A 14668-nucleotide genomic window follows, 5' to 3' on the forward strand; every position below is an offset into this window, starting at 1 on the left:
CGGGCGTCCGTTTCCGTCGAGGAATCCGCGTGGCGGCGCTCCTCACCGAGCGCTGACCGCACTACCCGTCCCATTCCGGGACGTCGTCCGCGCGGGGCACGCCACCCGGCTCGTCTCGGGCGCCGGCCGTCGCGGCCGGCTGGCCCAGTTGCCGATGGGACCGGGCACCGGCGCTACCGGCCGGACGGGAAGGGCTACCCCGACATGCATATCGGCACCCACGAACCCGCGGCGAGTCGACGATGGCGAGCTGCCCGGCGCGCGGGGCTCTCCTGGCGGCGCCGGCTGGCCGGGGCGCTGACCGGGCTGGTCGTCCTTGCCCTGCTCACGGTGGGATTGGCCCAGCTTCGCAACATCCTGGGCCTGGCCAGCCAGACGCTGCTCTACCTGCTCGCCGTCGTGCTCGTGGCGCTGGTCGGCGGGCTGGTTCCGGCGCTGGGCGCCGCGGTCGCGGCCGCGGTGCTGCTGGATCACTACTTCATCCCGCCGCTCTACGACGACTTCGCCGCGGCCGACCCCGACAATGTGGTCGCCCTGGGCGCGTTCGTCCTCGTCGCCGGCGCGGTCAGCTCCCTCGTCGGCCTGGCCGCGCGCCGCCGGGAGGCCGAAATCCTCGCCACCGCGAACGCCGCGAGCCGCGTGGAGCTCCGCGGTCTCGTCGACGAACAGGCCGCGTTGCGCCGGATCGCCACGCTGGTCGCCCGCGGGGTGCCGGCGGCCGAGATCTTCCCCGCCGTTGCGCAGGAGGTCGGGCGCCTCCTGAGTGCCGACTCGACGACCATCGTCCGCCTCGATCCCGACGGCGCGACGACCGTCGTGGCCCGCCTCGGAGCAGAGCCCGACGACCTCCCGCCCGGCAGCCGCTGGGACCCCGAACCGCATCTGGCCGTGACAGCGGTCCTGCGCACGGGCCGCCCGGCCCGTGTCGACGACTTCGGCGAAGCGTCCGACGCGGACGGTGACGCCGTCCGCCGGCTGGGGCTCCTGTCGTCGGTCGCGGCGCCGATCATGGTCGAGGGGCATGTCTGGGGTGGGATCGTCGCCGGGGCGCGGCACGGGCATTTCCCGGCCGACACCGAAGAGCGCATGGCCGGCTTCACCGAGCTGGTCGGTACCGCGATCGCGAACGCCGACAGTCGCGCCGAGCTCACCGCGTCGCGGGCCCGGATCGTCGCCGCCGCCGACGACGCCCGCCGCCGCATCGAGCGCGACCTGCACGACGGCACCCAGCAACGCCTCGTCGCGCTCGGCCTCACACTGCGCCTGGCCCAAACCACTGTGCCTGCCGACCAACTCCGGCTGCAGATTCAGATCGGCCGGGTCGCCGACGAACTCACCGAGGCGACCGAGGAGCTTCGGGAGATCACCCGCGGCATCCACCCGGCGATCCTCTCGGAGGGCGGGCTGGGCCGGCCCTGCGCACCCTCGCCCGGCGCGCCGCAATCCCCGTGGAACTCGCCATCCGCACCGAAACCCGCCCCCCGGACCCGATCGAGGTGGCCGCCTACTACGTCGTGTCCGAAACGCTCACCAACACCACCAAACACGCCCGCGCCTCCCACTCCCGCGTCACCATCGAACAGCGCGACACCCACCTGCACCTGTCGATCCGTGACGACGGCGCCGGTGGCGCCGACCCCGCCGCAGGGTCGGGCCTGATCGGGCTGCGCGACCGGGTGCAGGCCCTGGGCGGGACGTTCGAGGTCATCAGCCGTCCCGGGGACGGGACGGCGATCCTCGTCGAGCTTCCGCTTCAGCCCGACCGACCCCTCGACCCACCGCGCGATACCAGGGCGCCGGTCGTGAAGCCGGCTGGCCTCCGGGGGCGGGGTTCCGGCCCTTCGGACCGATTCGCCCCTGACCCACCGGCTTCAACCCCGTCAAGTCAGGACGAGTAGGTGCGGTTGTTCTGGACGAATTGGTCGGTTCAGGCGTTTCAGCGGCCGTAGGCGGGACAGGACAGCGATCGCGTGTTGTCGCCGGGTTTGTCCCCGAGGGGCGACCGTTCACCCCCCTCGGGTGAGGTCTGCAGGCCGGGGTGATGGCTAGCGTCGCGCGGCGATACACGCGGAGTGGAGCCGGCGAGGGGACCAGATGATCTGGGCGCCGGCGGCGCACCTCCGAAACCGACCGGCCCGGGAGCAGGCGCTCGACGACCTGACCCGGCTTTCGGCGACCGTCCCGAGCGACGGGCACACGGCCACGACCGGCGCGGCCGCCGCCCCGGCGCCACTCCGAAGCGCGGACAGAAAGGTAGTAATGAAATTCTGCGCACGTCCCAGCACCTACCTCGGCGCGCTGTCGACGGCGGTCGCCCTGGCCGCGCTCACCGCCTGCGGCGGGCCGCCAGCCGCCGCGGTCGCGGCACCGCCGGCCGAGCACCCGATGGCCATGCCGGCACCGACGAGCACTGCGGCCATGCAGCCGGTCGCGGCCGGCACCGTGACGATCGCGAACTTCGCATTCTCGCCGGCGGCCGTCACCGTCCCGGCCGGGACCACGCTGACCTGGACGAACAACGACTCCGTGCCGCACGACATCTCCGGCGGGCCCCTTCACTCGCCCACCCTGAGCCAGGGTCAGACCTGGAGCTACACATTCTCGACGGCCGGGACGTACAGCTACATCTGCTCGATCCACCCGTACATGACCGGATCGGTCACGGTCACCTGAACGACGTCCCGAAGGACGCACGGAAATCGTCTACAAGGGCTGGGCACCGGTCAGCCCGTTGCCTTCAGTCATGGCTGGCCACTCACCGTGTTGCGCAATTGTCGGTCTGGGTGTCGTCGAGTGGCCTGGCTCGACCGTTGATCCATTTGTTCCGGCCAGGCGGGTGGCGCGCGGGCGCTGGAGTCGATGGCGATGAACTTCGTGCGCGGGCGTCGAGCCGGCTACGACGCCTGGGGCAAAGCCCGGTGCTAACGGCTGTCGCTCCAGCCGGACCACCGCCTCACACACGATCTTGCTGACAGTCCCCGTCACCGGGTTGGATCAGCGGGCGAGGATGCGGCGTCGGCCGTGGGCTAGAGCTGGGGCGAAGAGGGGGGCCGGGGCAGATCTCCGCGGGTCGTTCAGGCGGGTGCAGCGCCGGTGGTGCCTGATGGAGGCGGTAGAGCCGGGCGTAGCCGGGGCTGCTGGTGAGAAGTTGACTGTGGGTGCCGGCGGCGCTGATGCGGCCCTGGTCGAGCACGACGATGAGGTCGGCGTCGGTGACCGTGAGCAGGTTGTGGCTGATGATGATCGTGGTACGCCCGGCCATCAGCCGGCGCAGCGGTTGCAGGACGCGGCGCGTGGACTCGGCGTCCAGCCCGGTGGTCGGTTCATCGAGCAGCAGCACGGGCGCGTCGCGGATCATCGCCCGGGCGATGGCCAGGCGTTGGCGCTGCCCTCCGGACAACAGCCGACCACGTTGCCCGATCCGCGAGTCATACCCGCCGGGCAGCGCGGAGATGAACTCGTGTGCATCGGCCGCGACCGCCGCGGCGACGATGTCGGCGTCGGTGGCGTCGGGCCGGCCCCAGGCGATGTTCTCACGGACGGTGCCGTCGAAGACGAGAGTCTCCTGCAGCACGGTGGCGATGTTGCGGCGCAGGTCGGCCTCCGACAGGTCGCGCAGGTCGGTGCCGTCGAGCGAGATACTCCCCTGGTTCGGGTCGTAGAAGCGCAGCAGCAGCTTGGCCAGCGTCGATTTGCCGGCCCCGCTGGCCCCCACTATCGCGATGCGTTGCCCGGGGCGTACCTCGAGGTCGATGCCCGCGACCGCGGGGCGGTCGGTGTCGGGGTAGCCGAAACCCACCTCGCGCACGCGGAGGTATCCGCGGGCGCGGGGCAGGGGCACGGGGTGGGTCGGTTCGGTGATGGTGGGGGCGAGGTCGAGCAGCTCCATCACCCTTTCCGCGCTGGCGCTGGCCGCATACAACGAGTTGGTCAGCTGCCCCAGGCCTTGGAGCGGGCCGTAGAGCTGCGTCAGGTAGGCCACGAACACCAGGAGGCCACCCAGGGTGATGTTGTTGGTGCTGAGTTCCCACACCGCCAAGCCCATGACCAGCAGCACACCCACGACCTCGAGCAGCTCGGTGAGCGGGCCGAAGAGGGCCTGCAACCGGGTCGCCCTCATCTGCGCGACGAAGCTGCCCAGGTTCTCCTGGTCGAACCGGGCCGACTCCGAGGCCTGCCGGTGGTAGGCGCGGACCAGGGCGGCGTTGCTGAAGCTCTCCTCGGCGACCGTGGTGAGGGAACTCGCCCGGCGCCGTGTCTCCCGGGAGGCGTCCTTGATCCGGCGGGAGAAGGACCGCGCGATGAGCAGGAACCCGGGGGCGGCGATCAGCGAGGCGAGCGTCATCTGCCAGCTGATGTAGAACAGCGCGGCGGTGAAGAAGACGAGCTGGAAGGCGTAGGTCAAGCCCTGCGCGAGGCCGGAGAGCACGAGCTGCTCGATCGCACTGATGTCCCCGGTGAGCCGGGACAGGATGTCGCCGAGTTGGCGGCGTTCGAAGAACTGCGACGACTGCCGGTGCAGGTGGGTGAACAACCTGCTGCGCAGGTTGAGCACGAACCGCTCCCCCACCCAGGTGGACAGGTACCGGTCGGCGAACGACACGACACCCTCGAGAACCGAGATCCCGATGTAGGCGGCGGCCAGCGCCGGGAAGTAGCGGAAGCTGTGCGGGGTCAGAACGTCGTCGACGAGGATCTTGAACAACCAGATCGTCGCCGCGCTCAGCAACGGGCCGGCCGCGACGAGGAGCAGGCTGGCCCACACCCGCCCGCGGAACGGCCGGGTCTCCGGCCAGAACCGTCGGAAGACCGTCCACAGCCCCACCGCAGGGGTGTCTGCGAGCAGGTTGCTCGACACCAGCAGGCCGGTCACCGACAGCCGCGGCACTCCCGGTGCTGGCGGCCGCGAGGCGACCTCCACAGCCGAACCGGCAGTCGGCTCAGTCATCGCCGGCGCACTCCCCCGTCATGACCCGGGGAACGGCCCCGCCCGGCGTCGGGCGGAGCCGTCCCGAGGATCTACTCAGTTCCTCTCAGATCCCTCCGACCTCACCTGCGGTCGTAGTCCCGGTCGTCGCGGTCGCGGTCGCGGTCGCGGTTGCGGTCGTTCTTGTCGTTGCGACGCCAGTCATTCTTCGCCGGCGTCCAGCCCCACTTGTTGTCGCTCATTTCTCCTCCTTTGAATGGTGTCGGACACCATTCGGCGTCCTCCGAATTAACGTACCCCCGCCGTTTCTTGATCGCCAGGAAACTGAGCCCGCTCTCAGTAATTTCGTAGGTGTGACACAGGCGACTCTTCAGTGACAGATGCGCCCCATTCGTCCCGTTAGTGCAAAGATGGATCGAAAACTCACCGCGCGGGTTCCAATGCATATACCTTGCCGAATCTTTACCGATCCGTGCCACGCCCGTCCGATTTCCGCCGGGTCGTCCTGACGGTGGCCGAATAGGTGAGAACGGACAGAAATCACCGACCGGGGCCACGCTGTCGTCTACGCCCACCGCCACGGCCTCACGGGTCGCTCCGGCACCCCACCACAGACCCGCAGCGACCGCAGCCACGGCACCGGCACCGGCCGGCAACCCGAGCACCAGCAGTACGGCCGTGACCAGCACCAACAGCGCGATCATCATTCGCAGCAGGCGGTCCGGGTACGTGTCCGCGGGAGGCGGCGCTGCCCGTGCCGCAAACCGGCGGCGAACTCACGATCTGCGGCATTGATCTGCGGCTCGCTCTCTCATTTGTCCCGTTCGTCTCTATCAAGCATTTCGGTCTCCGCTGCGCGCGCACTTACCGTCGGTTACCGATCGCCGGCGTGGAGCAGCAGCGAACGCTCCTGGGCGGCGGCACAGCAACGCGAGCCGGGGAGTGGCCGCCCGCGGGCACCGAAGCTGCTCGAGCAGCTGCTCGGTGAGCTCGTCGAGCCGATCACGGATCGACTCGAGGTCCGGCGCGGCGGAGTAGGCCTCCACGGGGGCCCCGAGCGGAACTTCGTTGCGGCCACTTCGTCACTCACGAGAATGCGCTAAACAGCGAGATCGACCAGCGAACCGAAGCCGCCTGGCCCGACCAGGAGTCGACAGCCCTATCAGAGTGCTTACCCTTTCCTGCGTACTCCGTTGAACTCAGCCGACTTCGACGGCGGGGCCGATTACGCACCACACCCGAAAAGCGCGCCTACTCAGCCCACACCACGGATCGTTGTCGGCCCACGAAACACTCTGCGGTAAATCGACTAGCGCTGCGCCTGTCCGGTCATCCATTTCGCGCAGCCGTGAGGCGAGGTCTCTCCGGATTTCGGGATTGTCAAGAGAACGGTGTATCGCCATCTAAACGCACTCGAGGGCGGCCTGCTCGTTCGGGAAGTGCCCGCGGGCTTTGACCGCCCGCCGGATCCTGGCGTGGACCGATTCGATCGCGTTGGTCGAGCAGATGACCTTGCGGATCTCGGCGTCGAAGGCCAAGGACGGCACGAAACGGCAGACCGAGCAGACCGGCGACGATCGCCGGTCTGTTCGCGGTCACGACTCCCAGGTCCGACGGCATCGCAACAGCCCTCGGCCGGTCCGGGCCGGACGGCGTCGTGGTCGTAGGAAGAACATGACGACGGCGAGCACGGCGGCCACGACGGCGGCTCCGTTCACCGACAGCTCCAGACACAGCACAGCGGACAGGACGGCGACCACGACGACCGCGTCGTAGGGGAGGGCCGCCCGGCGCTCCCGAGCCGATATCGAACGTCGCATGGACGCCGCGAACCGGGGGTCCGTCTCCGCGACCCGGTGCTCGATCTCCCGCAAGACCCGACGCTCCCGCTCGCTCAACATGACGGCCTCCCGATTCCACCGGCCGCTGTGCTGTGTCTCGGGGCCTCGACCATCGGGCGATCGGTCGGCGCCGGCCGGCCGGCGCGCGTGCCCGCGGCCTCGGCGTACCGGCCTCGGCCGTCTGCGAACCCGGGCAACCAGCGCTCCGCGAGGCCGCGCGCAGCGGCTGTGCAGTCGAGCTGGGCCAGTGCGTTCGTCCATCCCGACAGCACCCGCACGACCAGCAGGTACTGGGCGGGCAAGGTCAGCGCGCGCCCGGTCTCCCAGTACGCCCGGCCGCGCAGGTTGACCACCCGCTCGCCCTGACGCTTCATCCACGCCCGATGGAAGTGGAACCGCTCGACACGGAGCGGATCGCCTAGCGCGCCGATGTAGCGCAGCACGTCGTCGGCCGCGACGTCCCGGGCGAGGAAGCCTTCGGCGCGCAGCAGGTCCATCATCGCGTCGGGCTCGGCGTCGGCGACGTGCCGCAGGATCCGCGCGAGCACCGGCGGGATCCCGCCGGGCAGGGTCGCGACCGCGCCATAGTCGATCATCGCGAGCCGCCCGTCGGCCAGTGCCAGGAAGTTGCCCGGATGCGGGTCGGCGTGCAGCAGCCCGAGGCGCGCCGGGGAGGAGAACATCGTCTCCAGGACGGTGTGCGCGTACCGGTCGCGGCGGGCCTGATCGGCGCCGTCGACGGCCGGACGCCCGATGATCGTGCCCAGCGAGACCCCGTCCAGCCACTCCGAGACGAGCACCTTCGGCGCCGACGCCACCACCGCGGGTACGACGAGCGCGTCGTCACCGGCGAACGCCGCCGCGAACGCGCGCTGCCGGTCGGCCTCGGCGCGATAGTCGAGCTCGTCGAGCATCCGCTCGCGTAGCTCCTGCATCACGGCCCGCGCGTCGAGCCCGGGGACGATCAGCGTGAACAGCCGGGAGCACCGCTCCAGGGTGCGCAGGTCGGCGTCGAGGGCGAGATCGGCGCCCGGGTACTGGATCTTGACCGCCACCGCTCGCCCGTCGGCCAACACCGCCCGGTGCACCTGTCCGACGCTCGCGGCCGCGGCCGGGACGTCGTCGAAGTCGCGGAACCGCCGCCGCCACTGGCCGCCCAGCTGCTCGTCGAGCGCCCGGTGCACTACGCGCGCCGGCATCGACGGGCCGGACGACTGCAGCCGGCTCAGCGCACGATGGTAGGGCTCGGCGATGTCGGCGGGGATCATCGCGTCGTAGACGCTCAGCGCCTGCCCGACCTTCATCGCCGCGCCCTTGAGCTGCCCGAGCACGGTGAACAGCTGCTCGGCATTGCGCGCCGTAGCCACCGCCGAGACCGCGTCGGCGTCGGCGCCGGCCAGCCGCCGTCCCCAGCCCGCGGCCGCGCGCCCGCCGAAGGCCAGCGGAAGCGCGGCGAGCTTCACCGACCGAGCCATCCCGCCGCTCGGGATCTCGCGGTAGGCCGTGTTCGTCATCGCCGTCCGCTCCCGGTCGCGCCCGGCTCATCCGGGGCCTGGTCAATGGCGTGGCGGCGCAGCGGGGGCGGCATCCCGGGTGCTGGCCTGCGGAAGGGGATGTGGGCGGTGGCCGCCGGGAGTCGCAGCGAACGGGCAAGAGACGTGGTCATGTCTACTAAAACGGATAGTAGCCCGGGGATGTTCAGCCGGCTCCGCGCCGCCAACCCGATGAACAGACGGGGTTCGCCACCCGTGCTAGTGACGTGCGCCGGCACCTCGTCCCCGGCGCCCGGCGTGGGGGAACTCGCGCCGACCCGACACGATCGGCAGGACTGCAGGCATGCGCAGGAGAACCACAACACTCGTCACCCTGGTCGCAGCGGCCGTCGCGGCGGGCATCGCCGTTCCGGCCCTGGCGGCGACGTCCAGCAGCGGCGTGCCGACCGCGGGCCCCGCGGACACCCCCGGATCCGGGCAGTCGGTGATCGACTGGAATCGGCAGCTGATCTCGATCCTCGGCGCCCCGAACGTCCAGCCGGGCACCGTCCATCCCACCCGCAGCTTCGCCATGCTGCAGGCCGCCGAGTACAACGCGGTCGTCTCGATCACCCACGCGGCGCCGGCCTACCGGTCCGCAGTGCCCGCGCCGAGCGGCGCCCGCCCCGACGCCGCGGCCGACCAGGCCGCGCACGACGTCCTCGTCGCCCTGTACCCCTCGATGCACGCCGGTCTGGACACCCAGCTCAGCGGCGAGCTGGCCGGCATGCCCGACGGGCAGGCCAAGCAGGACGGTGTCGGGGTCGGAGCGGCGGCGGCCCGTCAGATGGTCACGCTGCGGTCCTCGGACGGCTCGTCGGCGGCTGCGGCGCCGTTCGTGGCCGGAACCGCGCCCGGTGACTACCGGCAGACCCCGCCCAAGTTCCCCGCGCCGATGTACACCGGCTGGGGATCGGTCACCCCGTTCCTGCTCGACAACGCGAACCAGTTCAGTCCGGCCGCGCCGCCACCGGTGAGCAGCGCCGCGTACGCGACCGCGCTGAACGAGGTGAAGGACCTCGGGCGCGACTCCAGCACCACCCGCACCCCGGATGAGACCGTGGCCGGCAAGTTCTGGAGCGCCTCGCCGGTGTGGAACACCTGGAACCAGGTCGCACAGCAGCTGACCGCCGACCGGCACGCCAGCCTGGCGCAGGCGACCGGGGTGTTCTCGGCCATGGACCTGTCGCTGGCCGACACGACCATCGCGATGTACAACACGAAGTACCAGGACCACGTCTGGCGACCGGTCACCGCGATCCAGCTCGGCGCCACCGCCGGCAATCCGGGCATCGTCGGCGATCCGACGTGGAACCCGCTGACCCCGACTGCCGCCGATCCGTCGTACCCCGGTGCCCACAGCGCGCTCAGTGAGGCGGCTGCCACCGCGCTGACCGCCTTCTACGGCGCCCACCAGGCGGTCGCGGTCACCTCGGCGGCCGACCCCGGGGTGACCCGCAGCTTCGACAGCCTCGCGGCCGCCGCCGACGAGGCCGGCCTCAGCCGGATCTGGGCCGGGCAGCACACCCGGATCGACCACCAAGCGGGGCAACAGCTCGGCGGCCAGGTCGCCAGGCTGGTGCTCGGCGATCTGCACCAGCCCACCACCGGCTGACTCAGGTTCCCGGTCGCCTTCCCCGCCCGCTGCCCGGCCCTCGCCGACGGAGCGGGGTCGGTGGCCACCCGGATGACATCCCGCCGGGGCCCACGGCGTCATCCAGCTCGCCGTGGGTTCCGTCGTCCCGTCCGGCCCGTGACGCCTGTAACCCCTCCCCGTATCCCAAAGCGACCCTCATGCAGAGGGTGCACCGGTGCTGTGATGAACACCTGGGGGTCCCGGACCGTGTGAAGGGGTAGGGAGGCCGTCGGTCCCCCGCTCTGCCGAGTCCGGAGGTGCCCGATGCCGTCCCTGCGCCGATCACGCCCGTTCGGTGACCTGGAGGCCACGGTGATGGACCGGTTGTGGACCGCGGAACGCCCGCTGCTCGTGCGCGACGTGGTCAACCTCATGCGCCCACAGCGAACACCCGCCTACACCACCGTCATGACGGTGCTGGGAAACCTGCACCGCAAGGGATGGTTGCGGCGCTGCCGCGACGGCCAGGCCTGGCGCTACCAGCCGGTGCTCAGCCGACAGTCCTACACCGCCCTGCTCATGCGCGAGGCTCTGGCGGTCAGCGATGACCGGGCCGGGGTCCTGGCGCGCTTCGTCGAGGAGATCGACCCGGAGGATGCCGCGGCCCTCGCCGCGGCGCTGCGCGAGGCGCCCGAGGGGCACCGCCCGGGGACGGCGTCGTGACCGTCGGCGGCACCCTGATCCTCTACGCGATGGTGGTCGGCTTTGCCGGCCCGGCCGGCTTCCGCCGCGCGGTCTGGCCGCTGCGGGCGCCACGATTGGGCGCCGCGGCGGTGCTCGCCGCGGCCTGGTCGGTGCCCGTCGCGCTCATCCTGGCCGGCGTAACGATCGCGCTGCCCGCGAGCGCCCTGTCCACCGACCTCGGCCAGTTGATCGGCGCCTGCCTCGCCCGGTTGCGCGCCGCCTACGGCACGCCGGGCGCAGCCGGGGTCATCACGGCGGGGCAGGTCCTCTCCGTGGCCACCGCAGCGCGCATCGCGTGGGCCGCGGGCCGGGTCGCACGCCGGCGGCGTAGGCAGGGACGCCGCCACCAGTTGCTGGTCAGGTTGGTGGGCCACCGTCGGCCCGACCTCCCGGCGATGGTGCTCGACTGCCCCGGGGCCGTCGCCTACAGCATCGCCGGCCGGCACCCGGCCGTCGTCGTCTCCAGTGGGGCCATCGATCTCCTCACCGAGCCGCAACTCGGCGCCGTGCTCGCCCACGAGAACGCGCACCTGCTCGCCCGGCATCACCGCTGGCAGGTCACAGCGGCCCTCGCCGCCGCCGCGATGCCCATCGTGCCGATGCTGCGGGAGGCCCCCGCCCGGGTGGGCCGGCTCCTCGAGATGGACGCCGACGAGCTCGCCGCGGATCATCACGAGCCACGGGTGCTCGCAAGCGCGCTGGTCGCCGTCACCTCCGCGGGAGGAAGTACAGCAGGCGGCGCCCCGATCCGGCCGGCCGCGACGCCGACCTCCACCGGAGCCGACGCCGCCGCCCGGATCCATCGCCTCCTGTGCCCGCCGGACCAGCTGCCCCGCCGGCGCCGGACCCTGATGCGCGCGGCCGTCGTGGCCGTGACCGTGGCGCCACTCGCCCTCGCGACGGCGCCCGCCCTCGTCGCGCTGCATTAGCCGCCGCAGGCAGCCGCCGGAGCATCGACCGTCAGCCTCGGAGTGAGCGCGGGCCACACCCGTCCGGCGGGCGAGGAGCCAGGTCCCGAGGGGCCGGGGTGAAAGCAGCGCGCCGAGTCCGCGGAAGCCGAGCCAGGCCAGGGAAGGGCCCGGAATCGACGCGGTGAGGAGACGGGCAGCGCGTCGCCCCGGTCGTCCTCACGGAACCCTGACAGCACGCGGCAGCGGGGTTGGCGACCTTCTCCGGGTGGTCTAGTAGCCATAGCCGCTGGCCGAGCGCGCGGGCGCGGGCGGAACAGGCGCGGGCGCCGGGCTCGTCTCAGGTGACCTCTTGGAATCGATCTTGTCCCCGGCAGGGGTGACCACGAACCAGGCGGCGCCGAACTGGTCGAGGCCCTGCCCGCGGGCCTCGCCAGGGGCCTTGTCGCCCGCGAACGAGTAGAGCGGGTGGCCGTTGTAGGTGAGCTGCTGGGTGCCGTCGGCCCGCGGAGCGGTCCCGAACAGCCGGGCCTGCACGGCGCCGGACACGAGCGACGGGGTGCCGTGGGTGACCAGCGGCGGCCACACCTGCGCGCACGGCCCGGTACAGGTGGAGGTGGTGCCGGCATCGGCCTCGAACAAATACAAGGCGTGGCCGGTGCCGTCGACCAGCGCGGTCCCCGGCGCCAGCGTCGCGACACCGATCCCGGTCGCCGCTGCCGGCGCCGCGCCGTAGACCGCCGAGGACGGGCCGCCGTGGCCCGACAGCGCCGCGTCGAGCCCGACGCCGCCGGCCAGCACCGTCGCCGCGATGGCGCCTGCGAGGATGTACCTGCGCTTCATGGACGTTCCTCCTGTCCGGGCGTTCGCCTATCGAGGGTGCGCGGCCCACCGGCGGCGCCACCCCCACCTACTAACACGCCTAGTAGCCGGTCGGCGTTCACGTCTCGCTCGGGCCCGCTCGTCGGAGGGTCGTCGTGCCGACGCGGCGCCACCCCCAGCGACAGGGCAGGGTTGAACGCGGTGTAACTACTACACGTATTAGTAGGCATGACCACGGTTCTCACCCGTCCGCTGCGACCTCCCGCAGGCACCCTCCACGTCCGGACCGCCCCGGTCCGGCCCGACGCCGCCGGTTCCGGGGACGCACTGCGTGTCCTCTACCGCGACCATGCGGCAGCGCTGCTCGCCTACGCCGAGTGGTTCACCGACGACCGGCCGGCCGCCGAGGATGCCGTCCAGGAAACGTTCCTCCGCGCGTGGCGCAACCTGCCTCGTCTGCAGGTCGATGAGCGGCCGCTGCGGCCGTGGTTGCGGCAGGTGCTGCGCCACGTCCTGATCGACGCCGCCCGGGCTGCCCGGGCGCGCCCGGTCGGCCTGCCCGACGACACCCTCATGGACCGGGAGGTCGACGGCGGCTACGAGGACATGCTGGACCGCGGGATGCTCGCCCGGGCACTCCGCCAGCTGTCCCCCGCTCACCGGCAGGTGCTGGTGGAGATCTACTACCACGACGCCCCCGCCGAGCAGGTCGCCGCCGAGCTCGGCGTTCCGGCGGGTACCGTGCGGTCCAGGCTGTACTACGCCCTGCGCGCGCTCCGCCGGCAGCTCACCGACTTCACCGACGCGCCGCTGCCGGTCCGATGCTGAGACGCCGTCCCACCCGCACGACGCTGCTCGCGCGCCGTCTCCGGTGACGCGCAGGTCCCTCGACCTCGAAAGCAGTGCTGAGAATTCGCGCGGTGCAACCCTGCGGCCTCGCCATCGACGGATGCGGTGGCGCACTCCTCGGCAGGGGCAGGGTTCGGGGGTGGGTGGTGGGCCGGCAGCCCAGGTGCGGGCCGTCCGCCGGACGTTCCGTTCGCGACCTGCGCCGTCGTCGACGTCGAGGCTGGTGAGCCATCTGCGGGTGCGCCACAGTGGGGTGTGGTGACCGACGAGGTCTACCCGGACTGGGAGGCGGTGTACCGGGACAACATCGACCGGATGTACCGGTTGATGTTCGCGAAGGTGGGCAACCGGCCCGATGCGGAGGATCTGACGGCGGAGGTGTTCGTGGCGGCGCTTCGCCCGCTGCGGATGTCTGCCAGCGTCGGGGAGGTACGGGCATATCTGCTGGCCACAGCTCGGACGGTGCTGGCCGACTACTGGCGGCGCACCCTGGGAAGAGAGGTGACGACGATCGACGACGAGCACACGGAGACGGTGTTCGCCGATCCACCGGTCCCTTCGCAGGCCCCCGGCCGGATCGCGGCGATCCTGGGCGCGCTGCCCGACCGGTACCGCCGCATCCTCGAGCTGCGATTCCTCGATTCCTACTCGGTACGCGAGGCCGCGGCCGCCCTGGACCTGAGTGTCGCCAACGCGAAGGTGTTGCAGCATCGGGCACTGCGTCGAGCCGCGCAGGTAGCGCAGGAGGTGGACGGATGAGGGAGCGCGGGCTGGGCCGGTACGTCGAGGACCTGCTGCGCGGACGACGGCCCCGCCGCTTTCGCGCGGAGCCGAGCGACATCGCCGACCTCCGCACCGCGATCGGCTTGCGGGCCGCGCGGCCGGGCAGCGATGTGCCGCGGGAGGAGTTCGTCGCCGACCTTCACAGGCGGCTGGCCGCCGATCTCGCCGACGTCGAGCCCACCAGGAGCGTCGCCCCCCTCGTGGGCCGTCGGCGCATGGTCGCGCAAGGCGCGGCGATCGCGGCCGCGGCGGCGGCGGGCGCGGTCGTCGACCACACCCTGACCGCCGGCCGCAAGGACGCCGGGCCGGACACGGGCCGGGCTGCGGACACGCTGATGCCGACCCACGGGGACTGGCGCACAGTGGCGGCCAGTGACCAGGTACCCGACGGCGCGGTCCGGGCCTTCGACCTCGGCACCGTCACCGGGTTCGTGCAACGCACCGACGGCGCGGTGCGGGCGGTCTCCGGTTCGTGCACGCACCAGGGCTGCCGCCTGCAGCTCGACGCGACCTCCCGGCGGCTCGACTGCCCTTGCCACACCACCGTCTTCGCTGTGACCGGCGAGCTGCTCACCCACCAACTGCCCGTCGCGCCCGCTCCCCTGCCACAGTTCGCCACCCGGGAGGTCGACGGCGCCGTACAGGTCTATGCGCCTCCGGCGGCCACCTGACCGAGCCGGGCCCGG

General features: G+C 71.9%; 13 protein-coding genes and 2 pseudogenes. 9 read left to right on the plus strand and 6 right to left on the minus strand.

The annotated features are described in order from the left end of the window. Positions 1–204 precede the first annotated feature (204 nt). From WBK50_RS23395 to WBK50_RS23400, 3 genes and pseudogenes are all read left to right on the plus strand, one after another. Positions 205–1374: pseudogene (locus tag WBK50_RS23395) on the plus strand (DUF4118 domain-containing protein); the annotation flags it as partial. Between the two features lie 140 nt (positions 1375–1514). Then, positions 1515–1898 carry an ATP-binding protein gene (locus WBK50_RS35335; RefSeq protein ID WP_445942387.1) on the plus strand — a complete coding sequence of 128 codons (384 nt, stop codon included), beginning with the start codon at positions 1515–1517 and terminating at the stop codon, positions 1896–1898. A 361-nt stretch (positions 1899–2259) separates the two neighbouring features. Continuing rightward, on the plus strand, positions 2260–2673 hold the full coding sequence (locus WBK50_RS23400; protein WP_341337659.1) for a cupredoxin domain-containing protein: 414 nt from the start codon (positions 2260–2262) through the stop codon (positions 2671–2673). A 280-nt stretch (positions 2674–2953) separates the two neighbouring features. Here the strand turns inward: WBK50_RS23400 and WBK50_RS23405 are convergent, their stop codons facing one another. The 5 genes and pseudogenes from WBK50_RS23405 to WBK50_RS23425 form a co-directional block, all read right to left on the minus strand. After that, positions 2954–4948 (minus strand): ABC transporter ATP-binding protein, encoded by a 1995-nt coding sequence (locus tag WBK50_RS23405; RefSeq protein ID WP_341337660.1) that lies wholly within the window; start codon positions 4946–4948, stop codon positions 2954–2956. Between the two features lie 101 nt (positions 4949–5049). Continuing rightward, a complete protein-coding gene (locus WBK50_RS23410; RefSeq protein ID WP_341337661.1) occupies positions 5050–5634 on the minus strand; it encodes a hypothetical protein in 585 nt (194 codons plus the stop codon). A 699-nt stretch (positions 5635–6333) separates the two neighbouring features. Then, positions 6334–6477, minus strand: a pseudogene (locus WBK50_RS23415) (transposase); the annotation flags it as partial. A gap of 45 nt (positions 6478–6522) precedes the next feature. Next, a complete protein-coding gene (locus tag WBK50_RS23420; RefSeq protein ID WP_341337662.1) occupies positions 6523–6828 on the minus strand; it encodes a DUF3040 domain-containing protein in 306 nt (101 codons plus the stop codon). Next, entirely contained in the window at positions 6822–8282 is a 1461-nt protein-coding gene (locus tag WBK50_RS23425) for an ABC1 kinase family protein (RefSeq protein WP_341337663.1), read from the minus strand. Before WBK50_RS23425 ends, WBK50_RS23420 begins: the two co-directional genes overlap by 7 nt. A gap of 322 nt (positions 8283–8604) precedes the next feature. On the opposite strand from WBK50_RS23425, the gene WBK50_RS23430 reads away from it, so the two are divergent. The 3 genes from WBK50_RS23430 (at position 8605) to WBK50_RS23440 (ending at position 11549) form a co-directional block, all read left to right on the plus strand. Next, the gene (locus WBK50_RS23430; RefSeq protein ID WP_341337664.1) at positions 8605–9915 is read left to right on the plus strand and encodes a vanadium-dependent haloperoxidase; all 1311 of its coding nucleotides are present in this window, start codon (positions 8605–8607) and stop codon (positions 9913–9915) included. Between the two features lie 285 nt (positions 9916–10200). After that, positions 10201–10599: a BlaI/MecI/CopY family transcriptional regulator gene (locus WBK50_RS23435; RefSeq protein ID WP_341337665.1), complete on the plus strand. Its 399-nt coding sequence runs from the start codon at positions 10201–10203 to the stop codon at positions 10597–10599. Continuing rightward, positions 10596–11549: a M56 family metallopeptidase gene (locus tag WBK50_RS23440; RefSeq protein WP_341337666.1), complete on the plus strand. Its 954-nt coding sequence runs from the start codon at positions 10596–10598 to the stop codon at positions 11547–11549. The genes WBK50_RS23435 and WBK50_RS23440 overlap by 4 nt, the downstream gene beginning before the upstream one ends. 252 nt (positions 11550–11801) lie before the next feature. On the opposite strand, the gene WBK50_RS23445 is transcribed toward WBK50_RS23440, so the two are convergent. Further along, positions 11802–12371, minus strand: coding sequence for a COG4315 family predicted lipoprotein (locus WBK50_RS23445; protein ID WP_341337667.1), 570 nt, complete (start codon positions 12369–12371; stop codon positions 11802–11804). 207 nt (positions 12372–12578) lie between these two features. Here WBK50_RS23445 and WBK50_RS23450 point away from each other — a divergent pair, with 207 nt between their 5' ends. The 3 genes from WBK50_RS23450 (at position 12579) to WBK50_RS23460 (ending at position 14653) form a co-directional block, all read left to right on the plus strand. Further along, on the plus strand, positions 12579–13178 hold the full coding sequence (locus tag WBK50_RS23450) for a sigma-70 family RNA polymerase sigma factor (protein WP_341337668.1): 600 nt from the start codon (positions 12579–12581) through the stop codon (positions 13176–13178). A 276-nt stretch (positions 13179–13454) separates the two neighbouring features. Beyond that, positions 13455–13958 (plus strand): RNA polymerase sigma factor, encoded by a 504-nt coding sequence (locus tag WBK50_RS23455; RefSeq protein ID WP_445942296.1) that lies wholly within the window; start codon positions 13455–13457, stop codon positions 13956–13958. After that, positions 13955–14653, plus strand: a complete 699-nt coding sequence (locus tag WBK50_RS23460; RefSeq protein WP_341337670.1) for a QcrA and Rieske domain-containing protein — start codon at positions 13955–13957, stop codon at positions 14651–14653. Before WBK50_RS23455 ends, WBK50_RS23460 begins: the two co-directional genes overlap by 4 nt. The last annotated feature ends 15 nt before the right edge of the window (positions 14654–14668 follow it).

The organism is Pseudonocardia sp. T1-2H (assembly GCF_038039215.1).
Lineage (GTDB): Bacteria > Actinomycetota > Actinomycetes > Mycobacteriales > Pseudonocardiaceae > Pseudonocardia.

What these genes read in the sequence shown, in the direction of transcription:
- WBK50_RS23450 (WP_341337668.1), top strand. Translation starts at nt 12,579, where the DNA reads ATGACCACGGTTCTCACCCGTCCGCTGCGACCTCCCGCAGGCACCCTC.
- WBK50_RS23435 (WP_341337665.1), top strand. Translation starts at nt 10,201, where the DNA reads ATGCCGTCCCTGCGCCGATCACGCCCGTTCGGTGACCTGGAGGCCACG.
- WBK50_RS23425 (WP_341337663.1), bottom strand. Translation starts at nt 8,282, where the DNA reads ATGACGAACACGGCCTACCGCGAGATCCCGAGCGGCGGGATGGCTCGG.
- WBK50_RS23400 (WP_341337659.1), top strand. Translation starts at nt 2,260, where the DNA reads ATGAAATTCTGCGCACGTCCCAGCACCTACCTCGGCGCGCTGTCGACG.
- WBK50_RS23410 (WP_341337661.1), bottom strand. Translation starts at nt 5,634, where the DNA reads ATGATGATCGCGCTGTTGGTGCTGGTCACGGCCGTACTGCTGGTGCTC.
- WBK50_RS23420 (WP_341337662.1), bottom strand. Translation starts at nt 6,828, where the DNA reads ATGTTGAGCGAGCGGGAGCGTCGGGTCTTGCGGGAGATCGAGCACCGG.
- WBK50_RS23430 (WP_341337664.1), top strand. Translation starts at nt 8,605, where the DNA reads ATGCGCAGGAGAACCACAACACTCGTCACCCTGGTCGCAGCGGCCGTC.
- WBK50_RS23460 (WP_341337670.1), top strand. Translation starts at nt 13,955, where the DNA reads ATGAGGGAGCGCGGGCTGGGCCGGTACGTCGAGGACCTGCTGCGCGGA.
- WBK50_RS23405 (WP_341337660.1), bottom strand. Translation starts at nt 4,948, where the DNA reads ATGACTGAGCCGACTGCCGGTTCGGCTGTGGAGGTCGCCTCGCGGCCG.
- WBK50_RS23445 (WP_341337667.1), bottom strand. Translation starts at nt 12,371, where the DNA reads ATGAAGCGCAGGTACATCCTCGCAGGCGCCATCGCGGCGACGGTGCTG.